Here is a 14,977-nt window from a genome sequence, read left to right as displayed (position 1 = left end):
CAGTCGATTGACACATAATGTAGCGATCGACTGATACAAGATCAAGGGCTGCAGTGGGCGGAACTCAGAACGCGGCGAGCGCCTCGGCCAGCATCCGGTGTCCCTGACGCTCGAAGGGCTCGTCGCCGACCTTGTACGCCCAGGCCGCGGTTCCGACCGCTTCGCGCAAGGCGTCGAGACGCCACAGCTCGGGGTCGCGGGGGTCGGGGCCGTATCCCTCGAAGAAGGCGGCCTCGAACTCGGGGTGCCCGCGCCACTGCTGCGCCGCCAGGCGCACGAGATCCGTTGATGCCGGTCGGAACGCGAAGCGTCCGAAGTCGATCGCACGCACGACGCCCTGGTCGAAGAGCCAGTTGCGCGGATGCCAGTCGCCGTGCGTCGGCACCATCGACACCGCGGATGCCGGAGCCGAGGACAGGATCCGGCGGGCGTGCTCTGCCGTCGCGGTGTCCACCCGGTGCGGCTGGTCGAGCCAGTGCAGCGCGCGGGCCGTCGCGCGCGCCTCGTATTCGGCATCCTTCCTGGACTCCAGCCGGTGCAGCCTGCTCAGCAGCTCGCCGGCCTGCCGGTAGGTGTCCGACTGCCGCTCGGTCTCCGTGCCGAGCACGAGCGTGCCGGGCAGATACTCGAGCAGCATGATGCGGGCCGCGGCATCCGCGTCGAGCACGCTCGCGGCCTGCCCCGTGGCCGCGAGCGGTGCGACGTAGCCGGGGTGCGCGGACATCTCGCGCGGCAGGTGCGTGTCGTCGGGACCTGCGGCTTTGATGACGAAGTCCTGCCCGGCGGATCGCACGTGCAGGACGGTGGTGTCCACGAGGTTCCACGACATGTCCGCGACGACCTCGGCGCCCGGCAGCCGCTCGTCGACCCAGGTCCGCTGTGCGGCATCCAGTCGGACGCTCACCTCGACCCCGCGGCCGAGAAGGCGACAGCGCCGGTGCGGATGTCGGCGGCGTCGAGCCGCACGCGCACGACGCCGCCCGGCCTGGCCCCTGCAGGGACCGGTGCGCGGGCGGTCACGGCGGGCTCGGCGATCTGCACGGTCGCCTCGCCCTCGCCGTTCGCAGGCCGGATGACGGTCGCTTCGAAGACCTCGCCGACGCGCGGTGCGAGCAGGGCGGCCTCGACCCGCTCGACGGTCTGCGCGTTCAGCTGCGATGCCCGCGACGACGACTCCTGCATGAGTCTCGGCAGCTCGGCCAGACCTTCGCGCGCCCACGCCGGAACCTCGTCGCCCCGTGAGAGCGCCAGGCAGATCGCGAGGGACCAACGGTCGACGAGCCGGCGCAGCGGGGCCGTCGCGTGCGCGTACGGCGCGCCGATCGCTGCCTGCAGCGTCTCCTCGGGCGCTGTGCCGTCGAAGACGACATAGCCGGCGCCGCAGAACAGGGCGCTCGCCGCCTCGAGCACGGGAAGGGTCAGCGGATCCGCCCGGTCCAGACTGCGCAGGTACTCGCCGTACCGACCCGTGGTCCAGGGGCGACCGAGCGCCCGCGTCTGTGTGCGGAACTCCTCGAACGTCTCCTCATCGGGCTGCGGCATGGTGCGCAGCACGCCGACGCCGCCGTCGAGCATGATGTCCGCGGCCGCCATACCCGTCATCAGCGACAGCTGGGCGTTCCAGTCCTCGACGGGCAGCGGCTGCCGGCGCTCGATGCCGTACTGTCCAGGGCCGGTGCGCACGACCTCGGCATCCGGCAGGTTCAGGCTCGCGCCGCCGCGCGCCGCCTCCTGCTCGAGCCGCAGCCTCCCGATCTCGGGCAGCAGCGATGCGGGGGAGTCCTCACCGGCATCCAGGCCCCGCTGGGTGGTGACGTAGTCGAGCTGCACGCGGGAGCGGATCAGCGCGCGCTGCAGCGTCGTGCGGGCGACGGAGCCCTCGGCATCCAGGGCGAACGTCCACACCAGCGCCGGCCGATCCTGCCCCGGCAGCAGCGACGCGCTGCCCTCGCTGAGCACCGCAGGATGCAGCGGAATCGAACCGTCGGCGGCGTACAGCGTCTGCCCGCGCTCGCGCGCCGTTGCATCCAGGGCCCCGCCGGGCACGACGAAACCGGGCACGTCGGCGATCGCGTAGCGCACGGTGAAGCCCGTGCCCCTCCGCTCGAGCTGGAACGCCTGATCCAGGTCCCTGGACCCTGCCGGATCGAGCGTCGCGAACGGGATGTCGCGCAGGTCCAGATCCGGCGCGACCGCGGTGGCCTTCTCGGCCTCGGCGAGAGCCTCCGGCGGGAACGGCGTGTCGAAGGAGTCCCTCAGTTCGGCGAGAGCCTCGGCCAGCGCGCTCTGCGCGGCGGAGTCTGCGATGTGCGGTCGGCGCTGGGGCATGGCGCCAGCCTATGCCGCCTTCTTCGGACACATCCGCGCCGGTGCCGCCGACGACGGTTAGCGTGGGGTCATGACCACCACCGCTGACAAGGCACAGACGCTCGCCGCCCTCTACGACGCACCGGAGATCCTTCGCGTCGTCAACATCTGGGACGTCGTCTCGGCGCAGGCGATCGCCGCACTGCCCGAGACCCGCGCCCTCGCGACAGCCGGCCACTCCATCGCCGCGACCTTCGGCTACGCCGACGGGCAGATCCCGCGCGATCTCATGATCGACTTCGTCGGCCGCATCGCCGCGGCCGTCGAGCTGCCGGTGAGCGCCGACCTGGATGACGGGTACGGAGACGCCGGCGAGACCACACGGCTTGCGATCGGCGTCGGCGTGGTCGGTGCGAACATCGAGGACCGTCTGAAGCCGCTGGCCGATTCGGTCGCGCAGGTCGAGGCGATCGTGAAGGCAGGGGAGGCCGAGGGCGTGCCGTTCGTGCTGAACGCCCGCACCGACGCGATCGTGCGCGGCGGCGACAAGCCACTGGCCGACAAGCTCGCGGACGCCGTGGAGCGCGGCCGGGCCTACCTCGACGCCGGGGCGAAGGCCGTCTTCGTGCCGGGAATCCTCGACGCAGAGGCGACCCGCACGCTCGTCGACGGGATCGGCGCCGGGAAGGTCAGCGTGATCGGGCTGCCCGGTGCGCTCACCGCGGCGGAGTACGAGGCGCTGGGCGTCGCACGCATCTCCTACGGGCCCACCACCCAGCGCGTCGCCCTGACCGCCCTGCAGGACGTCGCCACCAGCCTGTACGCGGACGGCGTGATCCCGGAGGGCACCAGAGCGCTGAACTGACGCGGGTGAAAGGGGACGGGTGGCCACCCGTAGAATCGGATCGTGGTCACCCGTCTCTCTCATCTCTTCGTCCGCACGCTCCGTGAAGACCCGGCCGGTGCCGAGGTCACGAGCCACAGGCTGCTGATCCGCGCCGGCTACATCCGGCCGCAGGCCGCCGGCATCTTCGCCTGGCTCCCGCTGGGGCTGCGCGTGAAGGCGAAGATCGAGAGGATCGTGCGTGAGGAGATGGCGGCCGCCGGCGCCCAGGAGGTGCACTTCCCCGCCCTGATGCCGCGCGAGGCGTACGAGGCCACCGGCCGCTGGGAGGAGTACGGCGATCTGCTCTTCCGTCTGCAGGATCGCAAGGGCGGCGACTACCTGCTCGCCCCGACGCACGAAGAGGCTTTCACGCTGCTCGTCAAGGATCTGTACTCGTCGTACAAGGACCTGCCGCTGTCGATCTACCAGATTCAGGACAAGTACCGCGACGAGGCGCGTCCCCGTGCCGGCCTGCTGCGCGGCCGCGAGTTCACGATGAAGGACGCCTACTCGTTCGACTACACGGACGCCGGACTCGACATCAGCTACCAGGCGCAGCGCGACGCCTACGAGCGCATCTTCCAGCGCCTGGGCATGGAGTACGTGATCGTGCAGGCGGATGCCGGTGCGATGGGCGGCTCGCGCAGCGAGGAGTTCCTGCACCCGACTCCGATCGGCGAGGACACGTTCGTGCGCTCGGCCGGCGGCTACGCCGCCAACGTCGAGGCGTACACGACGCCCGAGATCGCTCCGGTCGCGTTCGACCCCGACGGCTCCCCGGTGATCTTCGACTCGCCGAACACACCGACCATCGACACGCTCGTGACGCACAGCAACGCCGTGCTGGACGGCGAGTACACCGCGGCTCACACTCTGAAGAACGTGGTGCTCGCGCTGACCCACCTCGACGGCAGCCGTGAGCTCGTCGTCGTCGGCGTGCCCGGCGATCGCGACGTCGACGAGAAGCGCGCCGAGGTGGCCTTCGCGCCCGCCGACGTCGAACCGGCGACCGACGCCGACTTCGAGAAGCACCCGCTGCTCGTGCGCGGCTACATCGGCCCGTGGAGCGAGACCGGCGCCGTGCTCGGCGAGGAGTCCGCCACCGGCATCCGCTACCTGGTCGACCCCCGCGTCGCCGAGGGCACGAGCTGGATCACCGGTGCGAACACCGACCAGAAGCACGCGCACAGCGTGGTGTCCGGGCGCGACTTCAGCGCGGACGGCTTCGTCGAGGTCGCCAGCGTGCGCGACGGTGATGAGGCCCCCGACGGTTCCGGTCCTGTCACGATCGCCCGTGGCATGGAGATCGGCCACGTCTTCCAGCTGGGCCGCAAGTACGCCGAGGCGCTCGGACTCAAGGTGCTCGACGAGAACGGCAAGCTCACCACGGTCACGATGGGCTCATACGGCATCGGCGTCACCCGCATCCTCGCGGCGATCGCCGAGCTGAACAGCGACGACAAGGGCCTGATCTGGCCCGAGACCATTGCGCCGTTCGACGTGCACGTGATCGCCACAGGAAAGGATCAGGTCGCCTTCGACCTGGCGGAGCAGCTGTCCGCCGACATCGAGGCGACCCGGCGCGACGTGCTCTTCGACGACCGTCCGAAGGTCTCACCCGGCGTGAAGTTCGGTGACGCCGAACTGCTCGGAGTGCCGACCATCGTCATCGTGGGTCGCGGTGCGGCCGACGGCCAGGTCGAGCTGTGGGACCGCCGGTCCGGCGAGCGCGAGACCGTCGCGGCATCCGAGCTGGTCGCGCGCCTGGGGTGAGCCGGCCGCGTCGTTCGCGCCGCCCGCACTCCCGCGTGACAGGCTGGAGACATGACCGACCCGACCCCTCCTGACGATCTCCGCGTGCGACTGGCGACGCTGCTCGACCAGGCGGGTATCACCGCGAACAGGAGCCTCGTCACCCGCATCCTGCAGTCGGCGATCCTGCTGGGGCAGGACAGCACCGACCGCCTCGACCTGAAGATCGCGTCGGCCGCGCTCAGCGAGATGCGCGACGCGTTCCGGCTGTTCGCCCCGCTCACCGGGGCGTCCAAGGCCACGATCTTCGGATCGGCGCGCACGACGGGGGCCGATCCGCTCTACGGTCAGGCTCACGACGTCGCCGCACTGCTGTCGAAAGCCGGCTGGATGGTGGTCACCGGAGCCGGGCCGGGCATCATGCAGGCGGCAGCGGAGGGCGCGGGACGGGAGATGTCGATCGGCGTCTCGATCCGGCTGCCCTTCGAGGAGAAGGCGAACGCCGTCGTCGCCGAGGACACCAACCTCGTGTCGATGAAGTACTTCTTCACGCGCAAGCTCATGCTCGTCAAGGAGTCCCGCGGCTTCGTCTGCCTGCCGGGCGGCTTCGGCACCATGGACGAGATGTTCGAGTTGCTCACTCTTCAGCAGACCGGTAAGGCCGAACCCGTGCCGATCGTGCTGCTCGACGAGCCGGGCGGCACGTTCTGGCACGGCCTGAAGACCTTCGTCGACGGAAACCTCGCCGCGGGGGATACATCTCGCCCGGTGACCTGGATCGGGTGCTGATCACCGACTCGGTCGACGCGGCCGCACAGGAGATCCTGGGGTTCTGGCACAACTACGACTCGCTGCGCTGGGTCGGCGATCAGCTGGTGCTGCGGCTGCGCACCGCGCCGACGGACGCGGAGATCGCGGAGCTCAACGATCGCTTCGGCGACCTGCTGCTGCGCGGCCGCATCGAGCGCACCGAGCCCCTGGCTCCGGAGCGCGCCGACCGTGATGTCGTTGAGATGCCGCGGCTGGTGCTGGTGCTCGACCAGTTCCGGGTCGGCGCGCTGCACCGACTGATCCGCGCGATCAACAGGCTGCCGTCGGCCGGCTGATCTCGCGCGCGGCCGACCTCACCGACCGGCGAGCTGCTCTATCCGGTCGGCGGCGACGGCGGCGCCGCGTTCTGCGCGCAGGCGTTCTCCGACGCGCGCCGCGGCCGTGGCGATGCGCGCGTCCGCGAGGAGGTCGGCGATGGACGACTGCAGCTCCGGCGCCGGCACGGACCGCGACAGCACCCGTCCGGCGCCCTGGGACTCGACGACCCGTCCGATCAGCGGCTGATCGGAGGTCCTGTTCATCGGGAGCACGAGCAGCGGCACGCCGTGCGCGAGGGCGGCGAGCGTCGTGGAATGGCCGCCGTGTCCGATCACGAGCGCCGCGTGCGGCAGGATCTCGGTGTGCGCCGACCTGCCGCGCACCTCGACGTTCGGCGGGAACTCGCCCCGCAGCGGGGTCTGCGGCATCGACCGGGTGACCACCGCCCGGACCGGCAGCCGGCCGAGTGCGGTGATCACCCGACGGTAGACGTCGTCCTGCTTGCGCTGCCAGACGCTGCTGAGGCTGACCAGCACCAGCGGCGGTTCGTCGTGGCTTCGAGGCGCCGGCGGAACAGCCTGCTCGGTCGTCCCGGTCCACTCGAAGCCGAGGGTGTTCTCCTCATCGGTGAGCGGGTCGAGATCGCGGTCGGTCAGGAGCAGGCGGGCATCCGCCGCACCCCACACCGCCGTCGGGCTCAGCCCGAACGGACCGAGCACCGCACTGGCCGGTCCCCGCGACATCCTGCCGCCCCAGAGCGCTCCGAACGAGTGGAACAGCACGGCCGTGGGCGGTCCGATGCGAGTGGCCTCGCGGATGGACGAGACCATGATGCCGTCGATCGCGACGACATCGGGATGCCGCCGGCCGATCTCCTGACGCACCTGCTTCGCGAGCGCCGGGCCCATGCCCATCCGCGCCATGTCCGTCATCTGCGCGACGCCGTTCGCGGCGAGCCCGGGCTGGTGCCCCATCAGCGCGGGCAGGGGGACGGGTTCCACTCCCACGTGGCGCAGGAGCATGCCTGCGAAGGCGACGCGGTGCCCGCGCTCGACGAGCTCGCGGCACACGGCGGCCACCGGCGGCACGTTGCCGCCGGCATCAGCCCCGATGACGAGGACGTTCAGCGGTGTCACGGGTGTTCCGATCTCGTTCCCCAAGGCGAATGCGAAGGCATCCTGCGAAATCCGATGCGATCAGGGTAGACCCGCGGCGCGCGGCCGACAAGCACGGAAACATGCCGGTGAGGAGTGCGTCCTCTCGCCCGACCCCGCTGTGCGGCGTCGCGCGGGCGCGCGTCCGGTATTCTGGTCGGATGCCCGCGGCGAACCTGACCGCGGTGAGAGCTTAATAGGGAGGCCGTCATGGACATCGAACTCGGACTGCTGCGCGGCATCGAGAAGGAGAAGGCGATCCCCTTCGATGAGCTCGTCGAGATCATCGAGCAGGCGATCCTGACGGCCTACCTCAAGAACGCCTCCTCCGAGGGCGACGAGACCACCGAGGGCGTGCGCGTCCACCTCGACCGCAAGACCGGTCACGTCGCCGTGCTGCAGCCGGTGCTCGATGACGAGGGCGCGGTCGTCGGCGAGGAGGAGACGACGCCCGAGGACTTCGGTCGCATCGCCGCCTTCGCGGCCAAGCAGGTCATCAGCCAGCGCCTCCGCGACATCGCCGACGACGCGGTGCTCGGTGAGTTCCGCGGCAAGGAGGGCGACATCGTCGCCGGTGTCGTCCAGCAGGGCCCGAACCCGCGCATGATCCACGTGGATCTCGGATCGGTCGAGGCGATCCTCCCGCCCGAGGAGCAGGTCCCCGGCGAGGAGTACACGCACGGCTCGCGTCTGCGCGTGTACGTGACGAGCGTGTCCAAGGGCACGAAGGGGCCTCAGATCACCGTGTCGCGGACCCACCCCGGTCTGGTGCGCAAGCTGTTCGCTCTCGAGGTGCCGGAGATCGCCGCGGGCCTGGTCGAGATTGTCTCGCTCGCCCGTGAGGCCGGCCATCGCACCAAGATCGCGGTCACGGCGAACGACCCGTCCATCAACGCGAAGGGTGCCTGCATCGGGGAGCTCGGCCGCCGCGTGCGCGCCGTCACCGAGGAACTGTCCGGCGAGAAGATCGACATCGTCGACCACAATCCCGATCTCGCCACCTTCGTCGCGAACGCGCTCTCGCCCGCCAAGGTCACCAGCGCGTTCGTGCTGGACGCCGGCACCAAGGCCGTCCGCGCCCTGGTGCCCGACTATCAGCTGTCGCTCGCGATCGGCAAGGAGGGCCAGAACGCCCGCCTCGCCGCGAAGCTCACGGGCGCGAAGATCGACATTCAGCCCGACAGCGTCATGGACTGAGCGCGGCGCATCCGACGCTCAGGGCCGAGGTGTAAGATGGAACCTGTACGAACGTGTGTCGGTTGCCGCGAACGTGCCTCTCGATCCGCTCTGATCAGGGTGGTTGCCCGGAATGGTGAACTCGTCCTCGACGAGCGCGCCGTGATGAGCGGGAGAGGGGCGTGGCTGCATCCGGCTCGTGAATGCATGGATGCCGCGCTGCGGCGCCGTGCCTTCGCTCGTGCACTGCGTGCGTCCGGACCCCTGGAGTTCTCCGAGGCCGACGTGCGGATCATCGAACAGTATCGCCAGAGAAACAAAGGCTGAACGGCTATGGAAACAAAGTGAACGGCTCGAAATGAGACCCGTCCGCGACTGATGGTCCGCCCTGCCTGGGCGGATCGACCCAGACAGGAGAATTGTGGCTGCCAAACCACGTGTGCACGAGATCGCCGCTGAACTCGGCGTCGACAGCAAGTTCGCTCTCGCGAAGCTCAAGGAGCTCGGCGAGTTCGTGAAGAGCCCGTCCTCGACCATCGAACCGCCGGTGGCGCGCAAGCTGCGCGCGGCGATCGAGGCCGACCCGAGCGCGAAGCCCGTCGAGGCAGGGCCCGAGGCGAAGTCCGCCCCGAAGCCCGCTGCTTCGGGTGCGAAGAGCGCACCCAAGCCGGGCCCGAAGCCCGGTCCCGCCAAGCCCGCGGCGCCTGCGGCGCCCGCTGAAGAGGCACCGGCTCCCGCTGCCGAGACTCAGGCTCCGGCATCCGACGCGCCCAAGCCGGGCGGCAGCGCACCCAAGCCGGGTGACGCTCCGAAGCCCGGTGCCGCCCCGAAGAGCGGTGGCGCCCGAAGCCGGGCGCACCGCGACCCGGGAACAACCCCTTCTCGTCCTCGCAGGGCATGGGTCAGCGGCCCGCGGGCCCGCGTCCGGGAAACAACCCGTTCGCCTCGGCGCAGGGCATGGGTCAGCGTCCGACTCCGGGCAACATCCGGCGGCCGCAGGCTCCCCGTCCCGGTTCGCCGCGCGTCGGCGGACCCCGTCCGGCGGGCGCCGGTCGTCCGGGTGGCGCACGTGGCGGTCAGGGCGGTCGTCCCGGCGGCGCTCCGTTCCAGCAGCGCTCCGGCGGTCCTGGCCGTCCCGGCGGTCCCGGTGGGGGCGCCGGTGCCGGTGGTGGCTTCCAGCGTCCGGGCGGCGGCTTCGCCGGTCGTCCCGGTGGCGGCGGTCGCGGTCGTGGACCCGGCGGCGGCACTGCGGGCGCGTTCGGCAAGGGCGGCGGCAAGAGCAAGCAGCGCAAGTCGCGGCGGGCGAAGCGGCAGGAATTCGAGATGCGGTCGGCGCCGGTCGTCGGCGGCGTCAACGTCCAGAAGGGCAACGGCGAGATCATCCGTCTGCGCCGCGGCGCGTCGATCGCCGACTTCGCGGACAAGCTCGAGGCCCTGAGGGGTTACACCGTCCAGCCGGGCACGCTCGTCACCATCCTGTTCAACCTGGGTGAGATGGCGACCGCGACCGAGTCGCTCGACGAGGCCACCTTCGAGGTCCTCGGCGAAGAGCTCGGCTACAAGGTGCAGATCGTCTCGCCCGAGGACGAGGACAAGGAGCTCCTGGAGGGCTTCGGTCTCGACCTCGAGGCCGAGCTGGAGGCCGAGAGCGACGAGGATCTCGAGATCCGTCCTCCGGTGGTCACCGTCATGGGCCACGTCGACCACGGTAAGACGCGTCTGCTCGACGCGATCCGTCAGACCAACGTGATCGAGGGCGAGGCCGGCGGCATCACGCAGCACATCGGTGCGTACCAGGTCTGGACCGAGCACGAGGGCATCGAGCGCGCGATCACCTTCATCGACACCCCGGGTCACGAGGCGTTCACCGCCATGCGTGCCCGTGGTGCCCAGGTCACCGATCTCGCCATCCTCGTGGTCGCCGCCGACGACGGCATCATGCCGCAGACGGTGGAGGCGCTGAACCACGCCCAGGCGGCCGAGGTGCCGATCGTGGTCGCGGTGAACAAGGTCGACAAGCCCGAGGCCAACCCGGCCAAGGTGCGCCAGCAGCTGACCGAGTACGGTCTGGTGGCCGAGGAGTACGGCGGCGACGTCATGTTCGTGGACGTGTCGGCGCGTGCCGGCACCGGCATCCAGGAGCTGCTCGACGCCGTGCTGCTGACCGCTGACGCGGGTCTCGACCTCACGGCGAACCCGAACAAGTCCGCCCGCGGTGTCGCGATCGAGGCGAAGCTCGACAAGGGCCGCGGCTCCATCGCCACGGTGCTGATCCAGTCCGGAACGCTGCACGTCGGCGACGCGATCGTCGCCGGAACGGCGTACGGCCGCGTCCGCGCCATGCTCGACGAGAACGGCGAAGCGGTCGAGTTCGCAGCGCCCTCGCGTCCGGTGCAGGTGCAGGGTCTGAACTCGGTGCCCCGCGCCGGTGACGTGTTCATCGTCACGGACGAGGACCGCATGGCTCGCCAGATCGCCGAGAAGCGCGAGGCCGTCGAGCGCAACGCCCAGCTGGCCAAGGCTCGCAAGCGCATCTCGCTCGAGGACTTCACCCGTGCTCTCGAAGAGGGCAAGGTCGAGACGCTCAACCTCATCATCAAGGGTGACGTGTCCGGTGCCGTCGAGGCGCTGGAGGAGTCGCTCCTCAAGATCGAGGTCGACGACTCGGTGCAGCTGCGGATCATCCACCGCGGTGTCGGCGCTGTCACGGAGTCGGATGTGAACCTGGCGACGATCGACAACGCGATCGTCATCGGCTTCAACGTCCGCCCCGATGCGAAGGCCCGCGAGGCGGCGTCCCGCGAGGGCGTGGACATCCGGTTCTACTCGGTGATCTACAACGCGATCGACGAGATCGAGAGCTCTCTCAAGGGCATGCTCAAGCCGGAGTTCGAAGAGGTCCAGTCGGGTGTCGCCGAGATCCGCGAGGTGTTCCGCTCCTCGAAGTTCGGCAACATCGCCGGTGTCATCGTCCGCTCCGGAACGATCACGCGCAACGCCAAGGCGCGCGTCATCCGCGACGGCGTCGTGCTCGCCGATGGCCTGGCCATCGAGTCGCTGCGTCGCTTCAAGGACGACGTCACCGAGGTGCGCACCGACTTCGAGGCCGGCATCGGCCTGGGCAAGTACAACGACATCCAGGTCGGCGACGAGATCGAGACGACCGAGATGGTGGAGAAGCCGCGCGGCTGATCCGATCTGAAGAATGAGGGGCGCCTCCGGGCGCCCCTCATTCGTCACACAGGGAGTAGGGAACATGGCTGGCGAACGACAGGCACGGCTCGCGGACCGCATCCGCGTCATCCTCGCCGAGCGGCTGGAGAAGGGGCTGCGCGACCCGCGCCTCGGCTTCGTCACGATCACGGACGTGCGCGTCTCGGGCGACCTCCAGCACGCCTCTGTGTTCTACACGGTGCTCGGCACCGAGGAGGAGCGCGTGGCCAGCGGCGCTGCGCTGACCTCGGCGACCGGGATGCTGCGCAGCGAGGTGGGCCGTCAGCTGAGCACCCGTCTGGTGCCGACGCTGGAGTTCATCCCGGACGCCTTGCCGGAGACCGCTGATCACATCGGCGCTCTGCTGCGCGAGGCGCAGGAGCGCGACGCCGAGGTGGCCAGACTCGCTTCGACCGCCACGCACGCCGGCGACGCCGACCCGTACCGCGAGGCGGACGAAGAGGGCGACGAGCGGTAGCACGAATCGCGGGAGGCTCTGTGCCGGATTGCGAGACGCGGTGCTTCGACGAGGGGGCACGAGGAAGCGGGCTCAGCCGGTCGCACCAGCCAGGGTGCGCTCGGCGATGAGGATGTCGACCAGCGCGGCGAACCCCGATGCGCCGGGGGCAGCCGCGATGTCGGCACCGATCCGCTCCGCCGCACGCCGATAAGACGGGTCCTGCAGAACACGGTCGACCGCGCGCCGCAACTGCGCGGGTGCGGGGCGCTGCCGGCGCAGATTCACGCCCGCACCCGACCAGGCGACTCTTGCGGCCACCTCGATCTTGTCCTCCTGTCCCGGGGCGACCACCAGCGGAACGCCATGTCGCAGCGCGAACTGTGCACCACCGTAGCCGCCATTGCTGATCATCACCGTCGTCAGCGGCAGCAGTTCGTCGTACGGCAGGAACTCCGCGACGCGTACGTTCTCCGGCAGCGCGCCGAGTGAAGAGACCGGTACACCGCCGGTGGCGACCACGACCAGGGCGTCCGAGTCGGCGAAGGCTTCGATCGTCGGCAGAACGAGATCGCCCAGGTCATCGTTCGCGAGCGTCCCCTGGGTCACGTGGATCACAGGCCGGGCGCCATCGAGGTCGGGCCACCATTCCGGTCGTGAGTGGACGCGCGCGTCCGAGACCGATGCCGGACCGATGAAGACGACCCTGGCATCGGTCGCCGGCCGCGGATACTCGAACGACTCGACGGCGAGCTGTGCGATCGCATCGGCATGCCGCATCCAGTCCATCACGGGGAAGCGCGGCTCTGCGCCGAGTGCACGGCGCCCGATCTCGCGACCGGCCGCGTTCACCGGCGCGAAGAGACGATCTGTGAGGGCATGCAGTGCATGGTTGCGGATGGCGCCGGACACACCGTGCCTCGGCGGCAGCCCCAACCCGAACGGAGCCAGACCGGGCTCGGGAAGGTTCAGGGGCAATGCCCCGCCGACGATGACGGGCGGACGTTCTGCCGGCGGCAGTTCGACCAGCAGGGCGCCCGCAGCGAAGGTCGGATCCACGACGATCGCGTCTGCGGGCTCGTCCTCGAGCAAGTGCTGGATGGCCGCGAACTGGCTCGCGCCGGGTCGGACGAAGACGTGCTCGATGTCGTGCGCGATCGCCTTCACCGGCGACAGTCCCTCTCGCCCGGGGAAGCGGTCGCCTATCCGGCGGTCGTCGAAGTCGGCGTCGGCGGGCAGCGGAACGTGCTCGGCCCCGGCAGCGGCGACGACGTCGCGGAAACGGGCCCCCGTGAGGAACCGCACGTGATCGCCTCTCTCGACGAGCGCCCGGGCGAGGGGGAGCAGAGGGGTGAGGTGCCCATGCACCGGGACGCTCGCGAACAACAGGGAAGCCATGATCTCTCTCCGATCTTCGGCGGATGTGGTTGAATATAGGAGTGCAGTATTCACCATGGTGATACAGGAGTCAATATGTCGAGAGAGCAACCGCGGCGCCGTTACACGTCGCGCCTTCGTGAACAGCAGGCCTCCGAGACGCGGGAGCGCATCATCCGCGCCGCCGCGGAACTCTTCGCGTCGGGCGGTTACGCGGGGACTTCGTTGCCGCAGATCGCGCGCGCCGCGGATGTCTCCACCGAGACCGTGCAGAGCCACGGACCGAAGATCCGCCTTCTGCACGCCGCGATCGACCTGCTGTCCTTCGGTACGGGCGATGAGGGCGAGGTGCTCGACACGGACCTGGGGTCACGGTTCCGGACGGCCGGATCCGCAGCGGATGCCGCGCGCATCAGCGCCGTGATCCTCGCCGAGGTCAACAGCCGCAGTCACGGGCTGTGGCTGGCCTTCTCGGAAGCAGCGCGCTCCGACCCTGAGCTTGCGGCGTCCCTTCGGAGGCTCACTGAGAGCATCCGGGAGGAGAATCTCCGGGTGACGGGCCTCTGGCGCTCGCACGGCTGGTTGCGTGAGGACGTGCCGGACGTCGAACTCGCACGGTGGGGCGCAGTGATCGGATCGGTCGAGGTCTACGACAGGGTTGTTCGGATCGAAGGGGCGGGCCTGGAGGCGTACCGGAACCTCATCGCGCGCCTGATGCGCGAACTGATGGTGAAGGACTGAGTCGAGCGACGATGCTCTGCGGGCGGTCTTCGAGGATGCACTTGCTGCGGCCGGCGCGTGGTCAGCGGGGGAGCAGCAGGTGGTCGTCGGATGCCTCGACGAGGCCGTCGGCGATCAGGGAGTCGATCGCCCGGTCGCGCTGCGCCCGATCCGGCCAGTCCGCGAGCACGGCATCCGCCGGCATCCGATGATCCGTCGCGTGCCGCAGCGCGCGCAGGATGCCGCCGCGGGTCTGCCGGTCCGATCCCTCGTAGCGCGCCTGGCGGCGACGCTCGTCGCCGGTGTCGGGGCGGCCGGCGGCAAGCCAGGCGCAGGAGGGCGCGAGCGGGCAGATCCCGCATCGCGGCGAGCGTGCGGTGCAGACCACCGCGCCGAGCTCCATCGCGGCGGCGTTGAAGACCGCGGCATCGTCGTCGTCCTCGGGGAGAAGCGCCGACATGCGCATCAGATCCCGCCGGGACGGCGGGGCGGGCTGCGACCGGCCGTCCACCGCCCGTGCGATCACCCTGCGGGTGTTGGTGTCGACGACCGGGTGCCGGTCGCCGTAGCTGAACACGGCGACGGCTCGCGCGGTGTAGTCGCCGATGCCGGACAGCGCCAGCAGCGCGTCGACATCGCGGGGCACGACACCACCGTGCCGCTCGACCACCTCGATGGCGGCGCGGTGCAGCCAGAGCGCGCGCCGCGGGTAGCCGAGATTCGCCCACTGATGCACCACCTGGGCCGGCGTCGCCGCGGCCTGCGCGGCCGGCGTCGGCCAGCGCTCCAGCCAGGCCTCCAGGTGCGGGATCACCCGTGCGACCGGAGTCTGCTGCAGCATGAACT

Annotated in this window: 11 protein-coding genes and 2 pseudogenes; 8 read left to right on the top strand and 5 right to left on the bottom strand. The window is 70.2% G+C overall.

Annotated features, from left to right (window positions below; genetic code table 11):
- Positions 1–64 precede the first annotated feature (64 nt).
- Positions 65–904, bottom strand: a complete 840-nt coding sequence (locus L2X99_RS07460) for a phosphotransferase family protein (protein WP_236124349.1) — start codon at positions 902–904, stop codon at positions 65–67.
- Complete coding sequence (locus L2X99_RS07455; RefSeq protein WP_236124351.1) at positions 901–2,328, bottom strand: RNB domain-containing ribonuclease; 1,428 nt, start codon at positions 2,326–2,328, stop codon at positions 901–903. Before L2X99_RS07455 ends, L2X99_RS07460 begins: the two co-directional genes overlap by 4 nt.
- A 70-nt stretch (positions 2,329–2,398) precedes the next feature.
- Here L2X99_RS07455 and L2X99_RS07450 point away from each other — a divergent pair, with 70 nt between their 5' ends.
- From L2X99_RS07450 to L2X99_RS07440, 3 genes and pseudogenes are all read left to right on the top strand, one after another.
- The gene (locus L2X99_RS07450) at positions 2,399–3,172 is read left to right on the top strand and encodes an isocitrate lyase/PEP mutase family protein (protein WP_236124352.1); all 774 of its coding nucleotides are present in this window, start codon (positions 2,399–2,401) and stop codon (positions 3,170–3,172) included.
- Between the two features lie 42 nt (positions 3,173–3,214).
- A complete protein-coding gene (locus tag L2X99_RS07445) occupies positions 3,215–4,966 on the top strand; it encodes a proline--tRNA ligase (protein WP_236124354.1) in 1,752 nt (583 codons plus the stop codon).
- Positions 4,967–5,017: 51 nt separating this feature from the next.
- Positions 5,018–6,051 (top strand): annotated as a pseudogene (locus L2X99_RS07440) (TIGR00730 family Rossman fold protein).
- An 18-nt stretch (positions 6,052–6,069) separates the two neighbouring features.
- Here the strand turns inward: L2X99_RS07440 and L2X99_RS07435 are convergent.
- Entirely contained in the window at positions 6,070–7,170 is a 1,101-nt protein-coding gene (locus L2X99_RS07435) for a glycosyltransferase (RefSeq protein WP_236124355.1), read from the bottom strand.
- 228 nt (positions 7,171–7,398) lie between these two features.
- Here L2X99_RS07435 and nusA point away from each other — a divergent pair, with 228 nt between their 5' ends.
- The 4 genes and pseudogenes from nusA to rbfA all read left to right on the top strand — a co-directional run bounded on the left by nusA (position 7,399) and on the right by rbfA (position 12,055).
- A complete protein-coding gene (nusA, locus tag L2X99_RS07430; protein WP_236124356.1) occupies positions 7,399–8,385 on the top strand; it encodes a transcription termination factor NusA in 987 nt (328 codons plus the stop codon).
- 36 nt (positions 8,386–8,421) lie between these two features.
- The gene (locus L2X99_RS07425) at positions 8,422–8,691 is read left to right on the top strand and encodes a YlxR family protein (RefSeq protein ID WP_236124358.1); all 270 of its coding nucleotides are present in this window, start codon (positions 8,422–8,424) and stop codon (positions 8,689–8,691) included.
- 94 nt (positions 8,692–8,785) lie between these two features.
- A pseudogene (gene infB / locus L2X99_RS07420) lies at positions 8,786–11,556 on the top strand (translation initiation factor IF-2).
- 64 nt (positions 11,557–11,620) lie between these two features.
- A complete protein-coding gene (gene rbfA / locus L2X99_RS07415; protein ID WP_236124360.1) occupies positions 11,621–12,055 on the top strand; it encodes a 30S ribosome-binding factor RbfA in 435 nt (144 codons plus the stop codon).
- Positions 12,056–12,127: 72 nt separating this feature from the next.
- On the opposite strand, the gene L2X99_RS07410 is transcribed toward rbfA, so the two are convergent.
- Positions 12,128–13,489 carry a glycosyltransferase gene (locus L2X99_RS07410; RefSeq protein WP_236135806.1) on the bottom strand — a complete coding sequence of 454 codons (1,362 nt, stop codon included), beginning with the start codon at positions 13,487–13,489 and terminating at the stop codon, positions 12,128–12,130.
- An 18-nt stretch (positions 13,490–13,507) separates the two neighbouring features.
- Between L2X99_RS07410 and L2X99_RS07405 the strand changes: the two genes are divergently transcribed.
- Entirely contained in the window at positions 13,508–14,152 is a 645-nt protein-coding gene (locus L2X99_RS07405; RefSeq protein ID WP_236124365.1) for a TetR/AcrR family transcriptional regulator, read from the top strand.
- A 61-nt stretch (positions 14,153–14,213) separates the two neighbouring features.
- On the opposite strand, the gene L2X99_RS07400 is transcribed toward L2X99_RS07405, so the two are convergent.
- Positions 14,214–14,972 carry an A/G-specific adenine glycosylase gene (locus L2X99_RS07400; protein ID WP_329608143.1) on the bottom strand — a complete coding sequence of 253 codons (759 nt, stop codon included), beginning with the start codon at positions 14,970–14,972 and terminating at the stop codon, positions 14,214–14,216.
- Between the last annotated feature and the right edge of the window lie 5 nt (positions 14,973–14,977).

Origin of the sequence: Microbacterium sp. KUDC0406, from assembly GCF_021582875.1 — a bacterium.
Taxonomy (GTDB): Bacteria; Actinomycetota; Actinomycetes; order Actinomycetales; family Microbacteriaceae; genus Microbacterium.
Note: the sequence above shows the minus strand (reverse complement) of the source record. Positions and strands in the feature narration are given on the sequence as shown.

Excerpts from the sequence above, each read along its gene's own strand:
- L2X99_RS07455 (WP_236124351.1), bottom strand. The coding sequence starts at position 2,328 with ATGCCCCAGCGCCGACCGCACATCGCAGACTCCGCCGCGCAGAGCGCG.
- L2X99_RS07400 (WP_329608143.1), bottom strand. The coding sequence starts at position 14,972 with ATGCTGCAGCAGACTCCGGTCGCACGGGTGATCCCGCACCTGGAGGCC.
- L2X99_RS07410 (WP_236135806.1), bottom strand. The coding sequence starts at position 13,489 with ATGGTGAATACTGCACTCCTATATTCAACCACATCCGCCGAAGATCGG.
- L2X99_RS07450 (WP_236124352.1), top strand. The coding sequence starts at position 2,399 with ATGACCACCACCGCTGACAAGGCACAGACGCTCGCCGCCCTCTACGAC.
- rbfA (WP_236124360.1), top strand. The coding sequence starts at position 11,621 with ATGGCTGGCGAACGACAGGCACGGCTCGCGGACCGCATCCGCGTCATC.
- nusA (WP_236124356.1), top strand. The coding sequence starts at position 7,399 with ATGGACATCGAACTCGGACTGCTGCGCGGCATCGAGAAGGAGAAGGCG.
- L2X99_RS07425 (WP_236124358.1), top strand. The coding sequence starts at position 8,422 with ATGGAACCTGTACGAACGTGTGTCGGTTGCCGCGAACGTGCCTCTCGA.
- L2X99_RS07405 (WP_236124365.1), top strand. The coding sequence starts at position 13,508 with ATGTCGAGAGAGCAACCGCGGCGCCGTTACACGTCGCGCCTTCGTGAA.